General features: G+C 72.8%; 13 protein-coding genes and 1 pseudogene. 4 read left to right on the top strand and 10 right to left on the bottom strand.

All coding sequences use genetic code 11. The features are described 5' to 3' along the window. The 6 genes from B1205_RS04020 to B1205_RS03995 form a co-directional block, all read right to left on the bottom strand. A partial coding sequence (locus B1205_RS04020) for an IucA/IucC family protein (RefSeq protein WP_089154340.1) occupies window positions 1–1538 on the bottom strand: 1538 nt, incomplete at its 3' end. Continuing rightward, window positions 1535–2116: a GNAT family N-acetyltransferase gene (locus B1205_RS04015; protein ID WP_089154339.1), complete on the bottom strand. Its 582-nt coding sequence runs from the start codon at window positions 2114–2116 to the stop codon at window positions 1535–1537. The genes B1205_RS04020 and B1205_RS04015, both read right to left, overlap by 4 nt. Beyond that, window positions 2113–3387 (bottom strand): lysine N(6)-hydroxylase/L-ornithine N(5)-oxygenase family protein, encoded by a 1275-nt coding sequence (locus B1205_RS04010; protein ID WP_089154338.1) that lies wholly within the window; start codon window positions 3385–3387, stop codon window positions 2113–2115. Before B1205_RS04010 ends, B1205_RS04015 begins: the two co-directional genes overlap by 4 nt. A gap of 17 nt (window positions 3388–3404) precedes the next feature. Continuing rightward, window positions 3405–4910, bottom strand: coding sequence for a pyridoxal phosphate-dependent decarboxylase family protein (locus B1205_RS04005; protein WP_176308409.1), 1506 nt, complete (start codon window positions 4908–4910; stop codon window positions 3405–3407). Window positions 4911–4965: 55 nt separating this feature from the next. Next, window positions 4966–6201: an MFS transporter gene (locus B1205_RS04000; RefSeq protein ID WP_089154336.1), complete on the bottom strand. Its 1236-nt coding sequence runs from the start codon at window positions 6199–6201 to the stop codon at window positions 4966–4968. After that, window positions 6201–6911, bottom strand: coding sequence for a siderophore-interacting protein (locus tag B1205_RS03995; RefSeq protein ID WP_089154335.1), 711 nt, complete (start codon window positions 6909–6911; stop codon window positions 6201–6203). The genes B1205_RS04000 and B1205_RS03995 overlap by 1 nt, the downstream gene beginning before the upstream one ends. Window positions 6912–6959: 48 nt before the next feature. Between B1205_RS03995 and B1205_RS03990 the strand changes: the two genes are divergently transcribed. Beyond that, window positions 6960–9203 carry a penicillin acylase family protein gene (locus tag B1205_RS03990; RefSeq protein WP_089154334.1) on the top strand — a complete coding sequence of 748 codons (2244 nt, stop codon included), beginning with the start codon at window positions 6960–6962 and terminating at the stop codon, window positions 9201–9203. Continuing rightward, window positions 9190–9756: a GNAT family N-acetyltransferase gene (locus B1205_RS03985; protein WP_089154404.1), complete on the top strand. Its 567-nt coding sequence runs from the start codon at window positions 9190–9192 to the stop codon at window positions 9754–9756. The genes B1205_RS03990 and B1205_RS03985 overlap by 14 nt, the downstream gene beginning before the upstream one ends. 620 nt (window positions 9757–10376) lie before the next feature. Here B1205_RS03985 and B1205_RS03980 read toward each other — a convergent pair. Further along, complete coding sequence (locus B1205_RS03980; RefSeq protein ID WP_089154333.1) at window positions 10377–11342, bottom strand: golvesin C-terminal-like domain-containing protein; 966 nt, start codon at window positions 11340–11342, stop codon at window positions 10377–10379. Further along, window positions 11342–11494 carry a hypothetical protein gene (locus B1205_RS29495; protein WP_176308408.1) on the bottom strand — a complete coding sequence of 51 codons (153 nt, stop codon included), beginning with the start codon at window positions 11492–11494 and terminating at the stop codon, window positions 11342–11344. Before B1205_RS29495 ends, B1205_RS03980 begins: the two co-directional genes overlap by 1 nt. Before the next feature lie 200 nt (window positions 11495–11694). Between B1205_RS29495 and B1205_RS03975 the strand changes: the two genes are divergently transcribed. Then, complete coding sequence (locus tag B1205_RS03975; RefSeq protein WP_089154332.1) at window positions 11695–12927, top strand: glycoside hydrolase domain-containing protein; 1233 nt, start codon at window positions 11695–11697, stop codon at window positions 12925–12927. Window positions 12928–12948: 21 nt separating this feature from the next. Beyond that, window positions 12949–13749, top strand: a pseudogene (locus tag B1205_RS30850) (cysteine hydrolase family protein); the annotation flags it as partial. 56 nt (window positions 13750–13805) lie between these two features. On the opposite strand, the gene B1205_RS03965 reads toward B1205_RS30850, so the two are convergent. Then, window positions 13806–14696, bottom strand: a complete 891-nt coding sequence (locus tag B1205_RS03965) for an SGNH/GDSL hydrolase family protein (RefSeq protein WP_089154331.1) — start codon at window positions 14694–14696, stop codon at window positions 13806–13808. Between the two features lie 153 nt (window positions 14697–14849). Further along, on the bottom strand, window positions 14850–17018 hold the full coding sequence (locus B1205_RS03960; protein WP_089154330.1) for a ricin-type beta-trefoil lectin domain protein: 2169 nt from the start codon (window positions 17016–17018) through the stop codon (window positions 14850–14852). Between the last annotated feature and the right edge of the window lie 27 nt (window positions 17019–17045).

The following is a 17045-nucleotide window of genomic DNA, read 5'->3' as shown; positions in this document are numbered from 1 at the left end:
ACGCCCTCGGTGTGCAGGGCGGCGCTCAGGTGCCGCAGGAAGCAGTCGAACACGTCGGTGAAGATGGTCAGGACCTTCTCGTCCTCCGGGATCGCGGCCCGGACCCGCGCGACCCGTTCCGGCAGGTCGGCGTCCGGGTCCATCACCACGATCTCCTCGGCGATGTCCTTGAACACCACCCGCTCCACCACGTCGTCGTGCAGGACCAGGATGACGTTCTCGCCGTGCGGCATGAACGCCAGGTCGTGCGCGTACAGGCTGTGCAGCAGCGGCACCAGGTAGGCGTCCAGGTAGCGGCGCAGCCACCGCGCCGGGGAGCGGCCCGAACGGGCGATCAGCGCCGCCGCCAGCGAACGGCCGTCCCGGTCGGCGTGCAGCAGCGAGGCCATGGTGGCCAGCCGCCGCCCCGGCGCGAGGCCCGGCACCGGGCTCTCCCGCCAGAGCGCCGCCAGCATCTTCCGGTACGGGGAGTAGCGATCCGTCGCCGCCTCGTACTGCCGGTGCCGGTACCCGATCGCGGCCCGCTCCCGGATGATCGACAGTCCGGTGCCCTTGAGCACCGGGTCGTCGTCGATCAGCGCGGCCACCCAGTCGTTGATCGCGGGCGTCGCCTCCATGTACGCGGCGGACAGCCCGCGCAGGAAGCCCATGTTCAACACCGACAGCGCGGTCTTCACGTAGTGCTTCGCCGGGTCGGTGACGTTGAAGAACGTGCGGATGGACTGCTGGGCCAGGTAGTCGTCCGGGCCCTCGCCGAGGCAGACCAGCCGGCGCGTCGCCACCTCACCGGCGAACGTGACCGCGAGCCGGTTCCACCACTGCCACGGGTGCACCGGGATCAGCAGGTAGTCGGCCGGGTCGAGGCCGAGCCCGGTCAGCGTGGCGGTGAACCCGGCGAGCGTCTCCGCGCCCAGCTCGGCCCGGAGCAGCGAGTCGTAGTCCAGGTCGTCGGCGCAGGTGAACGTGGTGTGGTCGCGGTGCGCGGCGAGCCAGAGCAGCCGCACGTCGGCGGCGGCCTCCGGGGCGTACCGGTGGTAGTCGTCGACGCCGAAGCCGATGCGGCCGTTGGCGGCGACGAAGCAGGGGTGGCCCTCGGTCATGCCGGTCTCGACGGCCTGGAAGTCGGCGGCGGCCAGCTCAGCGGCGGTGACCGCCGGCTTGCTGAGCTTGTACGCGGTGCCGGCCAGGGTGGAGGTGATCTCCTCCAGGTAGACCGGCAGGACCGCGTCGGTGAGGCCGAGCGCGCCGCGCAGCTCCAGGCAGAGGTCGACCGCGTCGGGCGGCAGCGTCACCCCGTCGCGGTGCCGGGTGATGCTGGCGGCGTCGATGTGCCAGTGGTCCAACGCCAGCAGCTCGGCGGCGAACCGGTACTCCACCGTGGGGTCGTCGCCGCGCACCACCCACCGCCCGGCGCCGGCCGGCTCCGGCGTGACCAGGCGTTCGTGGGCGAACTCGGCGAGCGCCTTGCGCACCAGCAGCCGGTTGGCGGTGGCCCACGCCTCGGGGGTCAGGTGGTCCACGGATGCGCGGGGGTTCACGCGGTCGTCTCTCCTTCGGTGGCGGCCTCGGCGGCGGCTCGGAACTGGTCCCGGGTGACGACGCTGAGCAGCGCGTCCTTCTCCGGCTTGCGGATCTCACCGACGACGGTGAAGCCGACGGCGGCGTTGAGCGCGTGCACGGCGGTGTTGCGCACGTCCGGCTCGACCACCACCCGGCGGGTGGCCGGGTCGGCGAAGAGCCAGGCGAGCACCGTGGTGATCACCGCGCGGGTGAAGCCGTGCACCGGGGTGTCGGTGGGCGCGCAGAGGAAGTGCATCCCCACGTCGCCGGGCTGCGGGTCGTAGAGGCCGACCAGCTCCACCCGGGCCGGGTCGTACCGCTCGGCCAGGAACGCCGGCCGGCCACGCCACGACCCGAGGTACGCGTCGTGGTGCGGGTGCGCGGCGATCCGCCGGTACTCCCGCGCGACGCCGGCCACGTCGGCGTCGGCCATCAGCCAGAACGCGGCCTTCGGATGGGTGACCCAGCGGTGCAGCAGCGGCGCGTCCGCGTCGGCGTCCAGCGGACGCAGCGCGAACGCACCGAGCCGCGCGTCGACGCGGGTGAACTCACTCACGCTGGTACTCCGAACTCCTGGAACGCGATCCGATGCTCGATCGGGTAGTGCTCCCGGCCGGTCAGCTCCCGGATGATCCACGAGTTGCGGTACGCGCCCATGCCCAGGTCGGGCGAGGTGATGCTGTGCGTGTGCGTGCCGCCGTTCTGGAGGAACACGCCCCGGCCGCTGTGGTCGACGCTGTAGTTGCGGGCCACGTCGAAGCGGCCGTGCGCGTCGAAGCGCAGCCGGTCGCGCACCGGGGCGAGGAAAGCCGGCACCGGGTAGTGGTAGCCGGTGGCCAGCACCAGCCCCTCGGTGTCCAACGTGAACGCGCGGTCCTGCTCGGTGTGGCGCAGCCCGAGCCGGTAGCGGCCGTCGTCGTACGCGGCGTCGACCAGTTCGGTGTTGGTGAGCAGCCGCGTCGACGCCGGCCCGCGCAGGCTCTTGGCGTAGAGCGTGTCGTAGATGTCGTTGATCAGGTCGGCGTTGATGCCCTTGAACAGCGGCTTCTGCGCGGCCTCCAGCCGGTACCGGGTCGGCTCGGGCAGCGCGTGGAAGTAGTCCACGTAGTCCGGTGAGGTCATCTCCAGCGTCAGCTTGGTGTACTCCAGCGGGAAGAACCGGGGCGAGCGGGTCACCCAGGTGAGCTGGTAGCCGTACGTGTCGATGTCGCCGAGCAGGTCGTGGTAGATCTCGGCGGCGCTCTGGCCGCTGCCGACGACGGTGATGCCGCGCTTGGCCCGCAGCGCCTCCCGGTGCTCCAAGTAGCGGGAGTTGTGGATCAGGTCCCCGCCCAGGCCCCGGCACGGCTCGGGCAGGTACGGCGGGGTGCCGGTGCCCAGCACCAGGTGCCGGGCCCGGTGGGCGACCGGCCCGTCCGGGGTGTCGGCGTGCACCACGTACCGGTCGTCGGACTCGTCGTACTCGATGCGGGTGACGGTGTGCCGGAAGCGCAGGTTCGGCAGCTTGCCGGCGGCCCAGCGGCAGTAGTCGTCGTACTCCGCGCGCAGCGGGAAGAAGCTCTCCCGGATGTAGAAGCGGTAGAGCCGGCCGTTCTCCTTCAGGTAGCTCAGGAACGAGTACGGCGAGGTGGGGTCCGCGAGCGTGACCAGGTCGGCGATGAACGGGGTCTGCAACCGGGTCGAGTCGAGCAGCATCCCGGGGTGCCAGCGCACGTCGTCGCGGGCCTCCAGGAACAGCCCGTCGAGGTCGGCGATCGGCGCGGTGAGGCAGGCCAGGCCGAGGTTGTACGGGCCCAGCCCGACGGCGATGAAGTCGTGGGTCGACATGGTTCTCTCCTCGACGCTCAGCCGACGGGGGACAGCGTCGCGGCGGTGCGGGCGTACCAGGCGGCGTGGTCGGCGAGCAGGTCGAGCACGCCGGTGACATCGTCCACCGTGGTCTCCGGGTTGAGCAGCGTCAGCTTCAGCCAGTGCGCGCCGTCGACCTTGGTGCCGGCGACCAGCCCGGCGCCGGAGGCGGCCAGGGCCTCGCGGGCGTGCAGGTTGGCCTCGTCCACCAGGTTCGGGGCGGCGCCGGGCGGCACGTACCGGAAGACCACGGTGCTGAGCTGGGACGGGGCCGCCACCTCGAAACGCGGGTCGGCGTCGAGATGGTGCCAGGCGTCGGCGGCGAGGTCGACGACCTGGTCGAAGAGCGCGCCGATCGCGTCCGGCCCCATGATCCGCAGGGTGAGCCAGAGCTTGCACGCGTCGAAGCGCCGGGTGGTCTGGATGCTCTTGTCGACCTGGTTGGGGATGCCCTGCTCGGCGGCGCGGGCCGGGTTCAGGTAGTCGGCGTGCCAGGTGGCGTGGCGCAGCGTGCGGCCGTCGCGCACGAGCAGTGCGCTGGAGCTGACCGGCTGGAAGAACGACTTGTGGTAGTCGACGGTCACCGAGGCGGCCCGCTCGATGCCGTCGAGCAGCCGCCGGCGGGTGGGGGAGACCAGCAACCCGCAGCCGTACGCGGCGTCGACGTGCAGCCAGACGCCGGCGGCGGTGCAGATGTCGGCGATCTCCGGCAGCGGGTCGATGGTGCCGAAGTCGGTGGTGCCGGCGGTGGCGACGACCGCCATCACCACCTGGCCGTCGCGCCGGCAGCGGTCGATGGTGCGGGCCAGCTCGTCGGTGCGCATCCGACGACCGGCGTCGGTGGGCACGGTGAGCACCGCGTCGGCGGCCAGGCCGAGCAGCTTGGCCGCCTTCTGCACGCTGAAGTGCCCGGCGGCCGAGGTGATGATCCGCAGCCGGGACAGCACCTCCGGCCGGGCCGGGCGGACGGTGGCCCCGCCGATCACCCGCCGGTAGGTCTCCTCCCGGGCCAGCAGCATCGCCTGGAGGTTGGACTGGGTGCCGCCGCTGGTGAACACGCCGTCGGCGGTGGCGCCGAGCCCGATCCGCCCGGCCGTCCACTCGATCAGGCGGCGCTCCATCAGGGTGGCCCCGGCGCTCTGGTCCCAGGTGTCCAACGAGGCGTTGACGGCGCTGAGCACCGCCTCGCCGAGCAGCGCCGGGATGACCACCGGGCAGTTCAGGTGGGCCAGGTAGCGCGGGTGGTGGAACCACACCGCATCGCGCAGCCAGACGTCGTGCAGCTCGTCGAGCGCGGCGTCGGTGTCGTTCAGCGGCCGGTCCAGGTCGATGCCGCCGACCAGCGGGGCCAGCGCGTCCGGGGTGACGCCGGTGCCGGGGCGGTCGACCTCGCCGACCCGGCGGGCGACCCGGTCGACGCCGCGCGCGAGCACGTCCCGGTACCGCTCGACCGAGCCGGCGTTGAACAGGTGGGCGCGCGTGGCGGCGTCGATCGTGCTCATCGGACTTCCCAGGTGGTCGTGCGGACAGGATGGCAAGATCTTAGGTTAGGCTTGCCTAACTAATCAAGGAAGCGGGCTTGACCGGCCCGCGCGTCGACCCGACCGGCGGGAACCGCCGCTGGTGCCCCACGCCCACGCCGACCCCGGCCGCGACCAGCACGATCGAGGCCACCGCCACCGCCGGATAGCCGAACCGCTCGGCGGCGGCGAGCCCCAGCGAGGCGGCCACGAACGAGCAGACCAACCCGAACGACGACAGCACGGTGAAGTCCGTGCCACCGCTGCCCGGCCGCGAGTAGTCCATGTTGACCGTGTAGAGCACCACGTTCGCGATCGTGTACGCGGCCAGGAAGAAACAGAGCGCGACGACGGTGCCGGCCAGCGGCGCCCGCCCGGCCATCAACGGCAGCAGCGCCACCGTGGACACCGCCAGCGCCACCCCGCCGGCCACCAGCACCCCGGACCGGCCGAACCGGCCGACCCCGACGCCCGCGACCAGACCGGCCGCGATCGCCGGCACGCTGGTCACCACGCCGGTCACCACGCCGATCCGGCCCAGCGACCAGCCGGCGTCCACCAGCGCGGGCGTCACCAGCGCGTACGCCATCCCGGCGCCCACGTAGACCAGCGGCACCACGCCGAACGTCCACCACCGGCAGCCGGGCTGGCCGAACACCGACAGCAACGCCCGGTACGCGACGCCGATCCGGACCACCCGGTCGACCCGCTCCGGCTCCCGGAACCGCCACACCACGAGCAGCCCGAGCGCGGTCAACGCGGCCAGCAGCCCGACCGCCGGGACCCAGCCGAACCGGTCGTACACCAGCACGCACGCGCCGCCGCCGAGCAGGTTGCCCAGGTAGCTCGCCGCCACCTGGATGCCGTTGCCGGTGCCCCGGTCGGCGGCGGCCAGCAGCCGCACCGCGACCGCGTCGGCGGCGATGTCCTGGGTGGCGGAGAAGAACACGAACGCGGCGCAGATGACGATCACCGGGCCGAGCTGGTCGGCCGGGCGGTCGAACGGCAGCAGCGCCAGCAGCGTCAGCACCAGCGCGGTCTGGAGCACCAGCAGCCAGGAGCGGTAGTGCCCGCGGTGCCGGGAGCCGTACCGGTCCAGGATCGGCGCCCAGAGGAACTTGACCGGCCAGATCAGACCGACCACCTGGAGCAGCGCCAACGTGTCCAGCGAGGTGCCGCCGTCGCGCAGGATGGCGGTCAGCCCGACCGTGATGAAGCCGACGCCCAGGTACTGCGTGACGTAGAGCGCGGTCAGCGTGCCGAGGCGGCCCATCAGCCGGCCCGCCAGTAGCCCAGCGAGCTGAGCTGCGCCTTGCCCACGCCGAGCGTACGCCGCAGGTGCCGGGTGATCTCGCGGGTGCTGGCCGCCTCGCAGGCCACCCAGTAGTACGCGGTGTCGGCGGCCGGCAGCGCCGCGCACACCGTGTCGACCAGGTGCCGGCCGTGGTCGCGGCGCGGCACCCAGGTCACCTCGTGGTGCGCCCGGGCGCGCGGGCTCAACGCCTTCTCGCCGTCGTGCGCGTACTCCAGCCAGACCGTCGCCGGGATGTCCGCGGCGGCGTCGAGCAGGCTGTTGACCGCCGGCAGCGAGGCCGCGTCGCCGACCAGGTAGAGGTGCTCGGGGGTCGGGTCGGGAAGCTGGAACGCGCTGCCCTGCACGGTGGCGTCGATGGTGTCGCCGACCCGGGCGGCGCCGGCCCAGTTGGCGGCCGGGCCGTCGTGGATCGCGAACTCCAGCGTGAACCGTCCGGTGGCCGGGTCCGGGTCGACCAGCGTGTACGCCCGCTGGTGCGCCCGGCCGTCGAGGTCGAACCAGAGCCGGATCCACATCGTCGGGTGGGTGCCGCAGGCGGCCAGCAGGCCGCCGTCGTCCAGGAGCAGGCGCTGGTAGTGCCCGTCGACCGACTCGGTGCCCCGCACGGTGAGCCGGAAGTCCCGGCCGCCCATGGCCTTGAGCACCAGGCCCTCCCAGTTCCGTTTCACGTACCCCTCCAGGTAAGGTCTGGCTCAGTTAGGGGAGGGTAACCTAAGTTGACCATCGCAGGAAGCGGGCCCCGGGTCGACCGCGACCGCTGGGGCGTACCCCGGTTGTGGGCCGACGACGTCGATGCGCTCGCGCGCCTGCAAGGCCGCGTCGCCGCGCACGACCGGGCCTGGCAGCTCTGCGTCGAACGGTGGCGGGCCGAGGGCCGGCTCGCCGCCCGCGTCGGCCGGGCCGAACTGGCCTGGGACCGGTTCGCCCGGCGGGCCCGGCTCGACGACACCGCCCGCCGCTGCCACGAACGCCTCGACCCGGCCACCCGCCGCTGGGTCGACGCGTACGTCGAGGGCGTCAACTCCGGCCTCGCCGACGGTGCCGCCGACGCGCCCGAGTTCGCCGCCACCGGCGGCACGCCGGAGCCCTGGCAGCCCTGGACGCCGCTGGGCGTCTTCCTCGTCCAGCACGTCCTCTTCTCCACCTTCCCGCACAAGCTCTGGCACGCCCACGTCACCCGCACACTCGGCCCGGCGGCGGTCGACCTGTTCACCGTGGAGGGGACGGCGTCGGCCGGCAGCAACGCCTGGGCGCTGCCCGCCGACCCGGCCACCGGGCGCGGCCCGGTGCTCGCCGGTGACCCACACCGGCTGCTCGAACTGCCCGGCATCTACCAGCAGGTACGGCTGGCCTGCCCCGAGTTCGACGTCATCGGGCTCGCCTTCCCCGGCGTACCCGGCCTGCCGCACTTCGGCCACGCCGGCCACGTCGCCTGGGCCGTCACCAACGCGATGGCCGACTACCAGGACCTCTACCGCGAACAGCTCCGCCGCGACGGCGACCGGGTGCTGGTCCGCGACCCGAGCGGCTGGCTACCGGTCGCCCGCCACGTCGAACGGATCGAGGTCCGCGGCGGCGACCCCGAGATGGTCGAGATCATCGAGACCCCGCGCGGCCCGGTCGTCGACCACGACCGAGTCACCGGCGAGGCGATCAGCCTGCGCACCCCGAGCCGGGTCGAGGGCCGCCTCGGCTTCGAGGCGCTGCTGCCGCTGCTGCGCGCCCGCTGCGCCGGCGACGTCGCCGACGCGCTGCGCGACTGGGTCGAGCCGGTCAACAGCGTGCTCGCCGCCGACACTCAGGGCGCGGTCCGCCGACTGGTGGCGGGCCTGGTTCCGGTACGCGACGACCGGTGCCGCCGCGAGCCGGTGCCCGCCTGGGAGGCCCGGCACCACTGGCGCGGCGATTACCTGCCCCCCGTCGACGAGAAGATCGACGGCGTCGCGGTCTGCGCCAACGACCGCCGCGACGACGTCGCCGCGCACGGCGTCGACTTCGCGCCACCGCACCGCGCCCGCCGCATCCGGGCCCTGCTCGCCGACGGCGTCCAGGCGTCCACCGTGCACACCGACGCCCGGCTCCCGGCGACCCCGCTGCACCGGCTGCTCCACCGGCTCGACCCCGACCGGCTCGACGAAGCTGCCCGTACCCTGCACGATCGGCTCCTGACCTGGGACCGCACCATGGTGGCGGACTCGGTCGAGGCCGGCGCGTACGCGGCCTGGCGGGCGGCGCTGGCCCGCCGGCTGTGCGCGCACCCCCGGCTGCGACCGCTGTTCGCGCCGTCCGGGTTCGACGAGCTGTTCGCCCCCTGGACCGACCCGGCCGCCCGGATCGGCCTGGCGCTCGACCACCTGGCCGCGCTGGGCGTGGACGGCACATCTCGCGGGACGGCCGGTCCCGGCGTGGACGGCCAAGCCCGCCGGTCGACGGGTCCTGGCGTGGACGGCGTGCCTATCGGGGTTGTCGATCCTCGCGTGAATGTCGTGGCTGCCGGGCTCGGCGGTCCCTGCGCGGACGTGCCTTCTGGGGTTGGCGGTCCGCGCGTGGACGGCGTGGCCGCCGGGGTTGCCGGTCCGCTCTTGGCTGCCGGGCTCGGGGTGGATGTCGTGGCGCTCGCGGCCGCCGCGCTGGCCGAGGTGGCCGCCGGGCCCGCGCCGGAACCGTGGGGCCGCCGGCATCTCCTGCACCCGGTGCACCTGGGCGTCGCCGCCGCGACCTCGGCCGCCGTGCGGGAGATGCGGGGACGCGCGTCGCTCGCCGGTGACACCGACTGCGTGCTCGCCACGTCCAGCGTCCCGGGCGTCTCCGACGCCTGTTGGCGCGGCCCGGTGGCCCGCTACGTGNGCCGGCCCGGGGACCCGCACTTCGCCGACCAGTTGATGCACTGGGCCGCCGGGACGCTGATCCCGGTGCCCGCCGGACCTCTTCCGAAGGACGACCATGGTGACCTACCGTGAGCACCTGCCCGGCCTCGGCGACCTGACGTTGGAGCCGGTACGCCCGGACCGGGACGCCGAGCTGCTGCACGGCTGGGTCACGCTGCCGCGCAACGGTTTCTGGGGCATGGGCGGGCACAGTGTCGACGACGTGCGCGCGGTCTACGCCTTCGTCGACGGGCTGGACACCCACCACGCGTACCTGATCCACCTCGACGGGGAGCCGGTCGGGCTGTTCCAGACCTACCAGCCGGAGGCCGACCCGGTGGGGGAGCGGTACCCGGTGCGGCCCGGCGACGTGGGCATGCACCTGCTGCTCAACCCGCCCCGGGGGTTGGCGCGCGGCCTGACCGCGGTCGTCGGCCCGGCGCTGGCCCGGTTCCTGCTGCGGGACCCGGCGGCGCGGCGCATCGTGGTCGAGCCGGACGTGCGCAACGAGGCGGCGCTGCGCCGAGTGCGGGCGGAGGGCTTCACGTTCGACGCCGAGATCGACATGCCGGACAAGCGTGCCCAGCTCGCCTTCCTCACCCGGGAACGCTTCGAGGCCGACCACCCCACGCCCGAGACCGCCTGATCCACCCCGTTCCTTCGCCGGCGACCCCACCACGTCGCCGAACCGACGTCGTCGAGGATTGCCGGGTCCGAGATCGTGGCACCGGATGGCCCCTGGAGGGGCGCTCTCGTGCCAGGACCTGCGGGGGTCCTGTCCGGCGGGACGGTCATCTCGGCGGGTGGTGGCGTCGCCGGTTCGGTGAAGTGGCGGCATCGATCGATCGGGAAGGCGCCACTTCGGCGAACTGGCATGGATCTCGCCGCTGGCCGACCAGGGCCGGCATTGCTCTCGTGCCAGGATCTGCGCGGGTCCTGGCTGGTGGGACGGTCGTCTCGATAGGTGTGACGGTGGGCGGGGCGTCGCCAGTTCGGTGAAGCGGCGGCATCGTCCCGTCGGGAAGGCACCACTCCGGCGAAATGGTGTTGATCTCGCCCCCGGGCGATCAGAGTTGGCGCGGGCAGGGCGGGTTCACGGGCATAACGAGGTCTACGAGTCATGTCGCGTCGGGATGAGGGCTCTTCTGGCGCGTCGAGGCTCGCCGGGTTCGCGATCTTGGTATCGGATGGCCCTCGGAGGGGCGCTCTCGTACCAAGATCTGCNCGGGCCCGTCGCGGGGAAGCGCGACGGGCCGCGCGCGGGGGTCAGACCTCGGTGAGGCGGACGGCGTCGGCGATGACCAGGCCGGCGGCGGAACTCCACCGGCTGACCGCGACCCGGTTGGCGTCGCCGGCCGGCAGCGCGAACGTGCCGAGGTTGCGCCACTGGCCGCCGGTGGCCCGCTGGTCCACGGTGACGGTCTTGTTGCCGGTGGTGGTGGCGATGATGTACGGCGTCGCGGCGTTGTAGCCCGAGTTCGCCGGCCACCACGCCTCGACCCGGTAGTTACCGGTGCGCGGGACGTTGAACTTGTACCAGGCGGCGTCGCTGGCCGCGACCGGGTCCGCGTAGCGGTAGTCGGCGCCGTAGCGCTGGCCGGAGTACGTCGACACGCCCCAGCTCGTGCTGGCGGTGAACCGGCCGGCGGTGGCGTTGTCCACGATCGAGGACCAGCCGGTGCCGCCGCCGGCCATCTTCGCCGCCACGTCGGCGCGCATCGTGTTCAGGTCGATGAAGGACGGGTCGATCTTGCCGGTGGTGCTGGTCTCCCGGTGCCCACGGGCATAGCTGGAGTCCTTGCCGAGCCGCTTGAGCACGGCGGCGGTGGCCGCGATGCTGGCGTTGTACTGCGCGGTGGTCATCCGCTGGTCGACGCCGTTGTAGTCGATCTCCCACCCGATCATCAGGGTGTTGCCGTCGCCGGCCGGGATCGGCCCGCTGCCGCCGCTGACGCCGGCGTGGTTGCACCGGCCGGCGGAGATCACGTGGAACACGCCGTGGTAGTCGACGAGCGCCTGGCAGAGCGGGCCGGGCAGGTCGGAGCGGCCGTTGATGCAGATGTTCAACGCCGGGTGCGGGTTGGTGGCGCTGGAGGTGGCGGCGGTATGGTGCCAGAGCACGCCGATCGGGTCGAAGGAGCCGGAGCGCATCCGGTTGAGCCAGTCGCCCTCGACCACGACCTGGACGCCGGCGGCCCGCAGCACGTCCACCAGCCAGGGGATGGTCGCCATCACTGCTCCCGCAACAGGTCGGCCAGGCACTCGGCCTTGGGCGCGGCGACGGCCGCGCCGGGGCGGGCGGCCACGGTCAGCGCGGCGGCCACCAGGGCCGGGATGCCGAGCAGACCTCGGCGTCGCAGACGGACGGATCGTGACGTGGGCATGGCGCTCCTTCGGGATAGGCGCTCGGACACTCGATCGACGGATCTGAGTGCGGGCACGCTATCCCGCCGCCGCCCTCCCTGTCGATACCCTTCATGACCACAGCATCGACTGAAAGAATTTGCCAAGAGAGGCTATTTTCCCTCGTCGATACGTGGTAGAAATCCTGCCTCAGTGCCGATGATCGAGGCTGGAGGGGTCGATGAGAACCATCACCGCGGTTCTGGCGGCGCTCGCCGTCACCATTGGCCACGTCGCACCGACCACCGCCGCGCCGGCGCCAGCGGTGACGGCGGCGGTCGGCCCGCAGCCGGGCACGTTCACCGGCCGGGGCTTCGACACCTGCGCCGCCCCGGCCCAGGCCGCGATGGACGCCTGGCTGGCCAGCTCGCCCTACCGGGCGGTCGGCGTCTACATCAGCGGCGGCAGCCGGTCGTGCGCCCAACCCAACCTCACCGCGAGCTGGGTGGCGAACCAGACCGGCAAGGGCTGGCGACTGATCCCCATCGAGCTGGGCTACCAGGCGCCCTGCGGCACCCGTACGCCGAAGATGTCCGCCGATCCCGCCACCGCCCGCGGGCAGGGGGCGAGCGCGGCGGACGGCGCGGTCGCCGCCGCCCAGGCGCTCGGCATCGGCGCGGGCAGCACGCTCTACAACGACATCGAGCAGTACCCGTCGACCGCCGCCTGCCGGGCCGCCGTCCTCTCCTTCCTCACCGGCTGGATCGAGCGGCTGCACACGCGCGGCTACCTCGCCGGGATGTACTCCAGCGGCTCGTCCGGCGTCAAGGACGTCTGCGACGCCTACCACGACACCCGTTACCTGCGCCTGGACCAGATCTGGATCGCCTGGTGGAACGGCGTCGCGGACACCGGCGCGGGCACGTACTGCGCCGACGACCGCTACGCCGACCACCAGCGCCTGCACCAGTACGCCGGTGACGTCACCGAGACCTGGGGCGGCGTGACCATGAGCATCGACCGCAACGTCGTCGACGTACGCGCCGGGGCGGCGACGCCCACGCCGTGGAGCGTGACCGTGGACAACGCCACGGCGGGCGCGTTCACCGCCGGCGCGGCCTGGGGCACGTCGGCGTACTCCGGGCAGCGGTACGGCGTCGACTACCGCTTCGCCGCGCCGGTGTCGACCAGCGACGTCGCCTGGTACCGGGCGACCCTGCCGGCGACCGGCAGCTACGAGGTGTCGGTGTGGTACCCGGCCGACCCCGGCTACAACGACCGGACGCCGTACCTCGTGGCGACCACCACCGGCACCCGGACGGTGGCCGTGAACCAGCGGGTCGACGGCGGCCGGTGGGTGTCGCTCGGCGTGTTCACGCTGGCCGGCGGCGCCGGGGACAAGGTCGGGGTGAGCCGGTGGAGCGCCGGCGCCGGCTACGTGGTCGCCGACGCGGTCCGCCTCACCCGCCGGTGAGGCCCGCCGGTCCCCGTACGGATGCACTCCCGCGCATCGCCGCCCGCCGGGTGCCCGACGCGCACTAGAACGGAGGGCATGGCGGAGCGGCGGACCATCTACGGCGACACCGGCGACGGCGGCGTGCAGCTCGCCGCCAGCACCGACCGCTGGCACCTCTACCCGGACTTCGTCCACCTCGCGCCCACCGAGTCGGTGGAGACGCTGGTCCGCTTCGACGCCGAGCTGCTGCCGTTCGTCGACAACCCGCTGCGCGGCGCGCTCGCGGTGGTGGACATGCAGAACGACTTCTGCGCCGAGGGCGGCTGGACGCACCGGTCCGGGCTCGACCATCGGGCCTGCCGGGAGGCCATCCCGGGGGTGGTACGCGCCGTCGAGGCCGCCCGCCGGCACGGTATGTACGTCATCTGGGTCTACTGGTACAACCGGCCCGACCTGCGCAACCTCGGTGCGCCGACGCTGCACTCGTTCAAGCACACGCTCGACCAGTGCGGCATCGGCCAGCCGCTGGACCACGGGCGGGTGCTCACCGCCGGCGAGTGGGGCGCCGAGATGGTCGACGAGCTGAAGCCGCTGATCGACGAGGACGACATCATGGTGCAGAAGGTGCGGATGAGCGGCTTCTACGGCACCCATCTCGACCAGGTGCTGCGGACCCAGGGCATCCACACGCTCTTCGTCTGCGGGGTCAACGTCGACCAGTGCGTGAGCACCACGTTGGAGGACGCGTACTTCCGCGACTACAACCCGGTGTTGATCGCCGACGCCTCCGCCACGTCCAGCCCGTCGTACTGCAAGGACGCCGTGGTGTTCAACACGAAGCAGTGCTGGGNGGCCGTGAGCCGGCCCCGCCGCGCGGCGGGACCGGCTCGTCCGGCTCAGCTCAGGTGCGCCAGCAGCGCGGTGGCCATGCCCTGCTCGCCCCGGGCGTTGGGGTGGAACGGCGCGGCCGAGCTCTGCGGCACCAGCCCTTCCACCCAGCGGGTGCCGCTGCTCTTGCACGCGTCCCGGCCGATCGACGGCGTGTAGACGTCGGCGTAGCTCGCGCCGTTCGCCTTCGCGGTGTCGGCCAGCATCGTGTTGAGCGCCTTCTCCACGCCGCGCAGGTACGGCACGTCCTGGTAGGCGATCGGCACCACCGGCCAGCAGCCGTACCCGCTGTCCGGCAGGATCGCCGGGTAGCCGAGCACCACGATCCGCGCGTTCGGCGCGGCCTGGCGCACCGCCCGCAGCACGGCGGTCACCTTCGGCGCGGCCCCGGCGATCCGGCCCCGGAGCTGGTCGGTGCCGCCGGCGGTGAACCGGTCCTTGCAGGGCGACCCGAGCGGGCTGCCGACGCTCGCCTCGGCGCAGTCGCTGATGATCCCGGAGAAGCCGATGTCGTTGCCGCCGATCTGCACCGTCACCAGCGCCGTGGCCGAGGTGACGGCGTTGAGCTGCGGCGGCAGCTTGATGCCGAGCGCCCCGCTGCCGCCGTACAGGATGTCGTCGGTGGTGGCCCCGGAGCAGCTCACGTCCGCGAACGACGACGAGCCGGCGGACGCGGCGACCAGGGACGGGTAGTTGCGGTTGGAGCGCAGGCAGTTCAGGTCGACCTGGGTGGGCACGAGCGGCGCCGAGGTGTACGAGTCGCCGAGCGCCACGTACCGCCCGGCGGGGACGGCGGCGTGGGCGGGTGCGACGACGGCGAGCAGCACACCGGCGGTGGCCGCGGCGAGCGTGGCCAGTCGTGCGGCCGTGCGCGCGAGCGGCAGGTGGGGACGGTTCATGGCGCCCTCCCGGGAGCGGGAACGTGGTGGTGGGTGGTGGTCTGCGAGAGTCTGGCCCTCCCTGTGACGTGCGTCAATATGCGCGGGCCTCATTAAGGGGTGGCCGGGGGTGTGGGCCGACCCCTGCCGGGGGCCGGCCCACCACACGCCCGGTCAGGGGCCGCTGACGATGCTGGTCACCTGGTGACCGCTGTCGACCGTGGCCCCGGTGTCGTTGATGACGCGGCTGATCGTGCCGACGCCGCCCAGCGAGACCGTCACCATGTTGCGGAACCGCACCCCGGTGCGCACCGGCACCTCGAACGCGCGTGCGCTCACCACGGCCGGGTTGACGTTGAAGAAGCAGTAGCTGCCCAACCCCCACGCCTGGTGGTTGGTGACCGAGTCCGCCACCTTGTACGCGGCCCAGCCCCGGGTCGACCCGTTCATCCAGGCGGCCTGGTTCGGCGGGTCGTAGGGCATCTCGTTCTGATAGAAGTAGGTCCGCCCGTTCTCGCCGTTCCAGATCGTCTGGTACTGCTGGTAGTGCTCCACGAAGAGGCCGTAGAACGTGACGTCGTCGCCGTCGACGACCAGCCCGTTGCGCCCGGTGTTGACGGTCCAGCCGACGGTGCCGCCGTTGCCGTGGTCGGCCCGCCAGATCCACGCGTGGTCACCGATCACGTCGTCGCTGTTGATCTGCACGCTCACGGTCGCCTTGCCGGCGATCGCGCCGCCGACCCGGACGAACACGTCGGAGAGCACGGTCGGGTCGGCGGCGTGGTCGGCGTTCGACCCGGGCGGCCCGACCTGGAGCAGCACGTTCGAGTTCGTGGTGCCGGCGTCGAAGAGCACGCCGGCCAGGCGTACCCCGTCCACGTCGGCGACCGTCATCGCGGTGACGCCGTTACGCGGCACGAACGTGGCCAGGCCCAGGCCGAGCACGACGGTGCCCGGCCGGGTCACGTTCAACGTCTGGTCGAGCTGGTAGACGCCCGGGGTGACCAGCAGGTGCCGGCCGGCGGCCAGCGCCGCGTTGATGCTGGCCGAGGTGTCGCCGGGGCGCACGATCTGGAACTGGCTCAGCGAGATCGACCGGCCGGCCGGGGCGCCGGCGGCCCAGGTGGTGCCGGCCGTGTCGGTGCGCTTCGCGGGGACGAACACCCGGTACGCGCCGGCTGCGTCCACGTATAGGTAGGGCTTCTCGGCCACCACCGGCGCGGTGCCGACGGTGGTGTACGGCGGGTTCGGGAAGCTGTTGCCCGGCGCGCCCTGCACGCCCACGAAGACCTGGTTCCAGTTGGAGCCGGTCCAGCCGCCGATCTGCGAGCTGCGGGTGATCCACTGCTGCTGCGACCCGGACTGGATCTGCCCGTCGACCTTCGTGTCGGAGATCCAACCGCCGGAGGACCAGCCGCCGTCGGAGAGCGCGAGGTTGCCGCGTACGTGCATCCGGCGGTACGGCGCGGCCTGCGACACCGACCACCGTTCCAGCCCGCCGGTCGGGTTGACGGTCAGCCCTTCCGCCGAACGCCAGAAGTTCTGGGTGGCGTTCTGCGAGCCGTCCGGCCACCAGTCCGCCTCGACGTGCACCCGGCCGTTGACCGTGGTCTGGCCCGGGGTGAGGCCCAGGCCGGCGACCTGGGTGAAGAAGCCGACGTTGGCGTCCACCGCGTAGGTGCCGGGCTTGAACAGCAACGCGTACCGGGCGTTGCCGAACTGGTTGGTCTCCTGCTGGGCGAAGACCGTGTTCAGCCGGTTCTGGATGGTCGAGGCCGGCATCGACGGGTCGAAGACGCTGACGTTGGGGCCGAGGTCCGGGTTGGTCACGGGCGTGTCCGTGGGCGGTGGCACCGTGGGGGTGGCGGTCGGCGGCGGGGTGGTCGGGTTGCTCACGCCGGTGAACGTCCACTTCTGGTTGGCCGAGCCGGTGCACGACCAGATCTGCATGGTCGCGCCGTCGGACTGGTTGTTGTCGCGGATGTCCAGGCACTTGCCCGACGCGGCGTTCACCAGGTCACCGGCGGCGGTCAGCGTCCACCGCTGGGTGGTCACCGTGGCGTAGCAGGTCCAGATGTGCACGGCGGCGCCGTTGGCGGTTCCGTTGTTCGCCACGTCCAGGCACTTGCCCTGGGACCGCACCGAGCCGTCGTCGGCGAACGTCCACTTCTGACTGGCGACGGTCGGATAGCAGGTCCACATGTGCACGGTCGCGCCGTCGGCGGTGGAGTTGTTGGCCACGTCGAGGCACTTGCCGTTCGCGGCGCTCACCAGCGAGCCGGTGCTGGCCGCGTACGCCTCGGTCGGGGCGAGGGTGGCGACCGCGCCGACCGCGCCGAGCACGGCGGCGAGCGCGCCGCACGCGGTGAG

Source organism: Micromonospora sp. NBS 11-29, from assembly GCF_002140155.1.
In the GTDB taxonomy this organism is placed as follows: domain Bacteria; phylum Actinomycetota; class Actinomycetes; order Mycobacteriales; family Micromonosporaceae; genus Micromonospora.
Note: the sequence above shows the minus strand (reverse complement) of the source record. Positions and strands in the feature narration are given on the sequence as shown.

Coding starts and splice junctions, on each gene's coding strand:
- B1205_RS03980 (WP_089154333.1), bottom strand. CDS start 11,342: ATGGCGACCATCCCCTGGCTGGTGGACGTGCTGCGGGCCGCCGGCGTC.
- B1205_RS03975 (WP_089154332.1), top strand. CDS start 11,695: ATGAGAACCATCACCGCGGTTCTGGCGGCGCTCGCCGTCACCATTGGC.
- B1205_RS04010 (WP_089154338.1), bottom strand. CDS start 3,387: ATGTCGACCCACGACTTCATCGCCGTCGGGCTGGGCCCGTACAACCTC.
- B1205_RS03965 (WP_089154331.1), bottom strand. CDS start 14,696: ATGAACCGTCCCCACCTGCCGCTCGCGCGCACGGCCGCACGACTGGCC.
- B1205_RS04000 (WP_089154336.1), bottom strand. CDS start 6,201: ATGGGCCGCCTCGGCACGCTGACCGCGCTCTACGTCACGCAGTACCTG.
- B1205_RS29495 (WP_176308408.1), bottom strand. CDS start 11,494: ATGCCCACGTCACGATCCGTCCGTCTGCGACGCCGAGGTCTGCTCGGC.
- B1205_RS04005 (WP_176308409.1), bottom strand. CDS start 4,910: ATGAGCACGATCGACGCCGCCACGCGCGCCCACCTGTTCAACGCCGGC.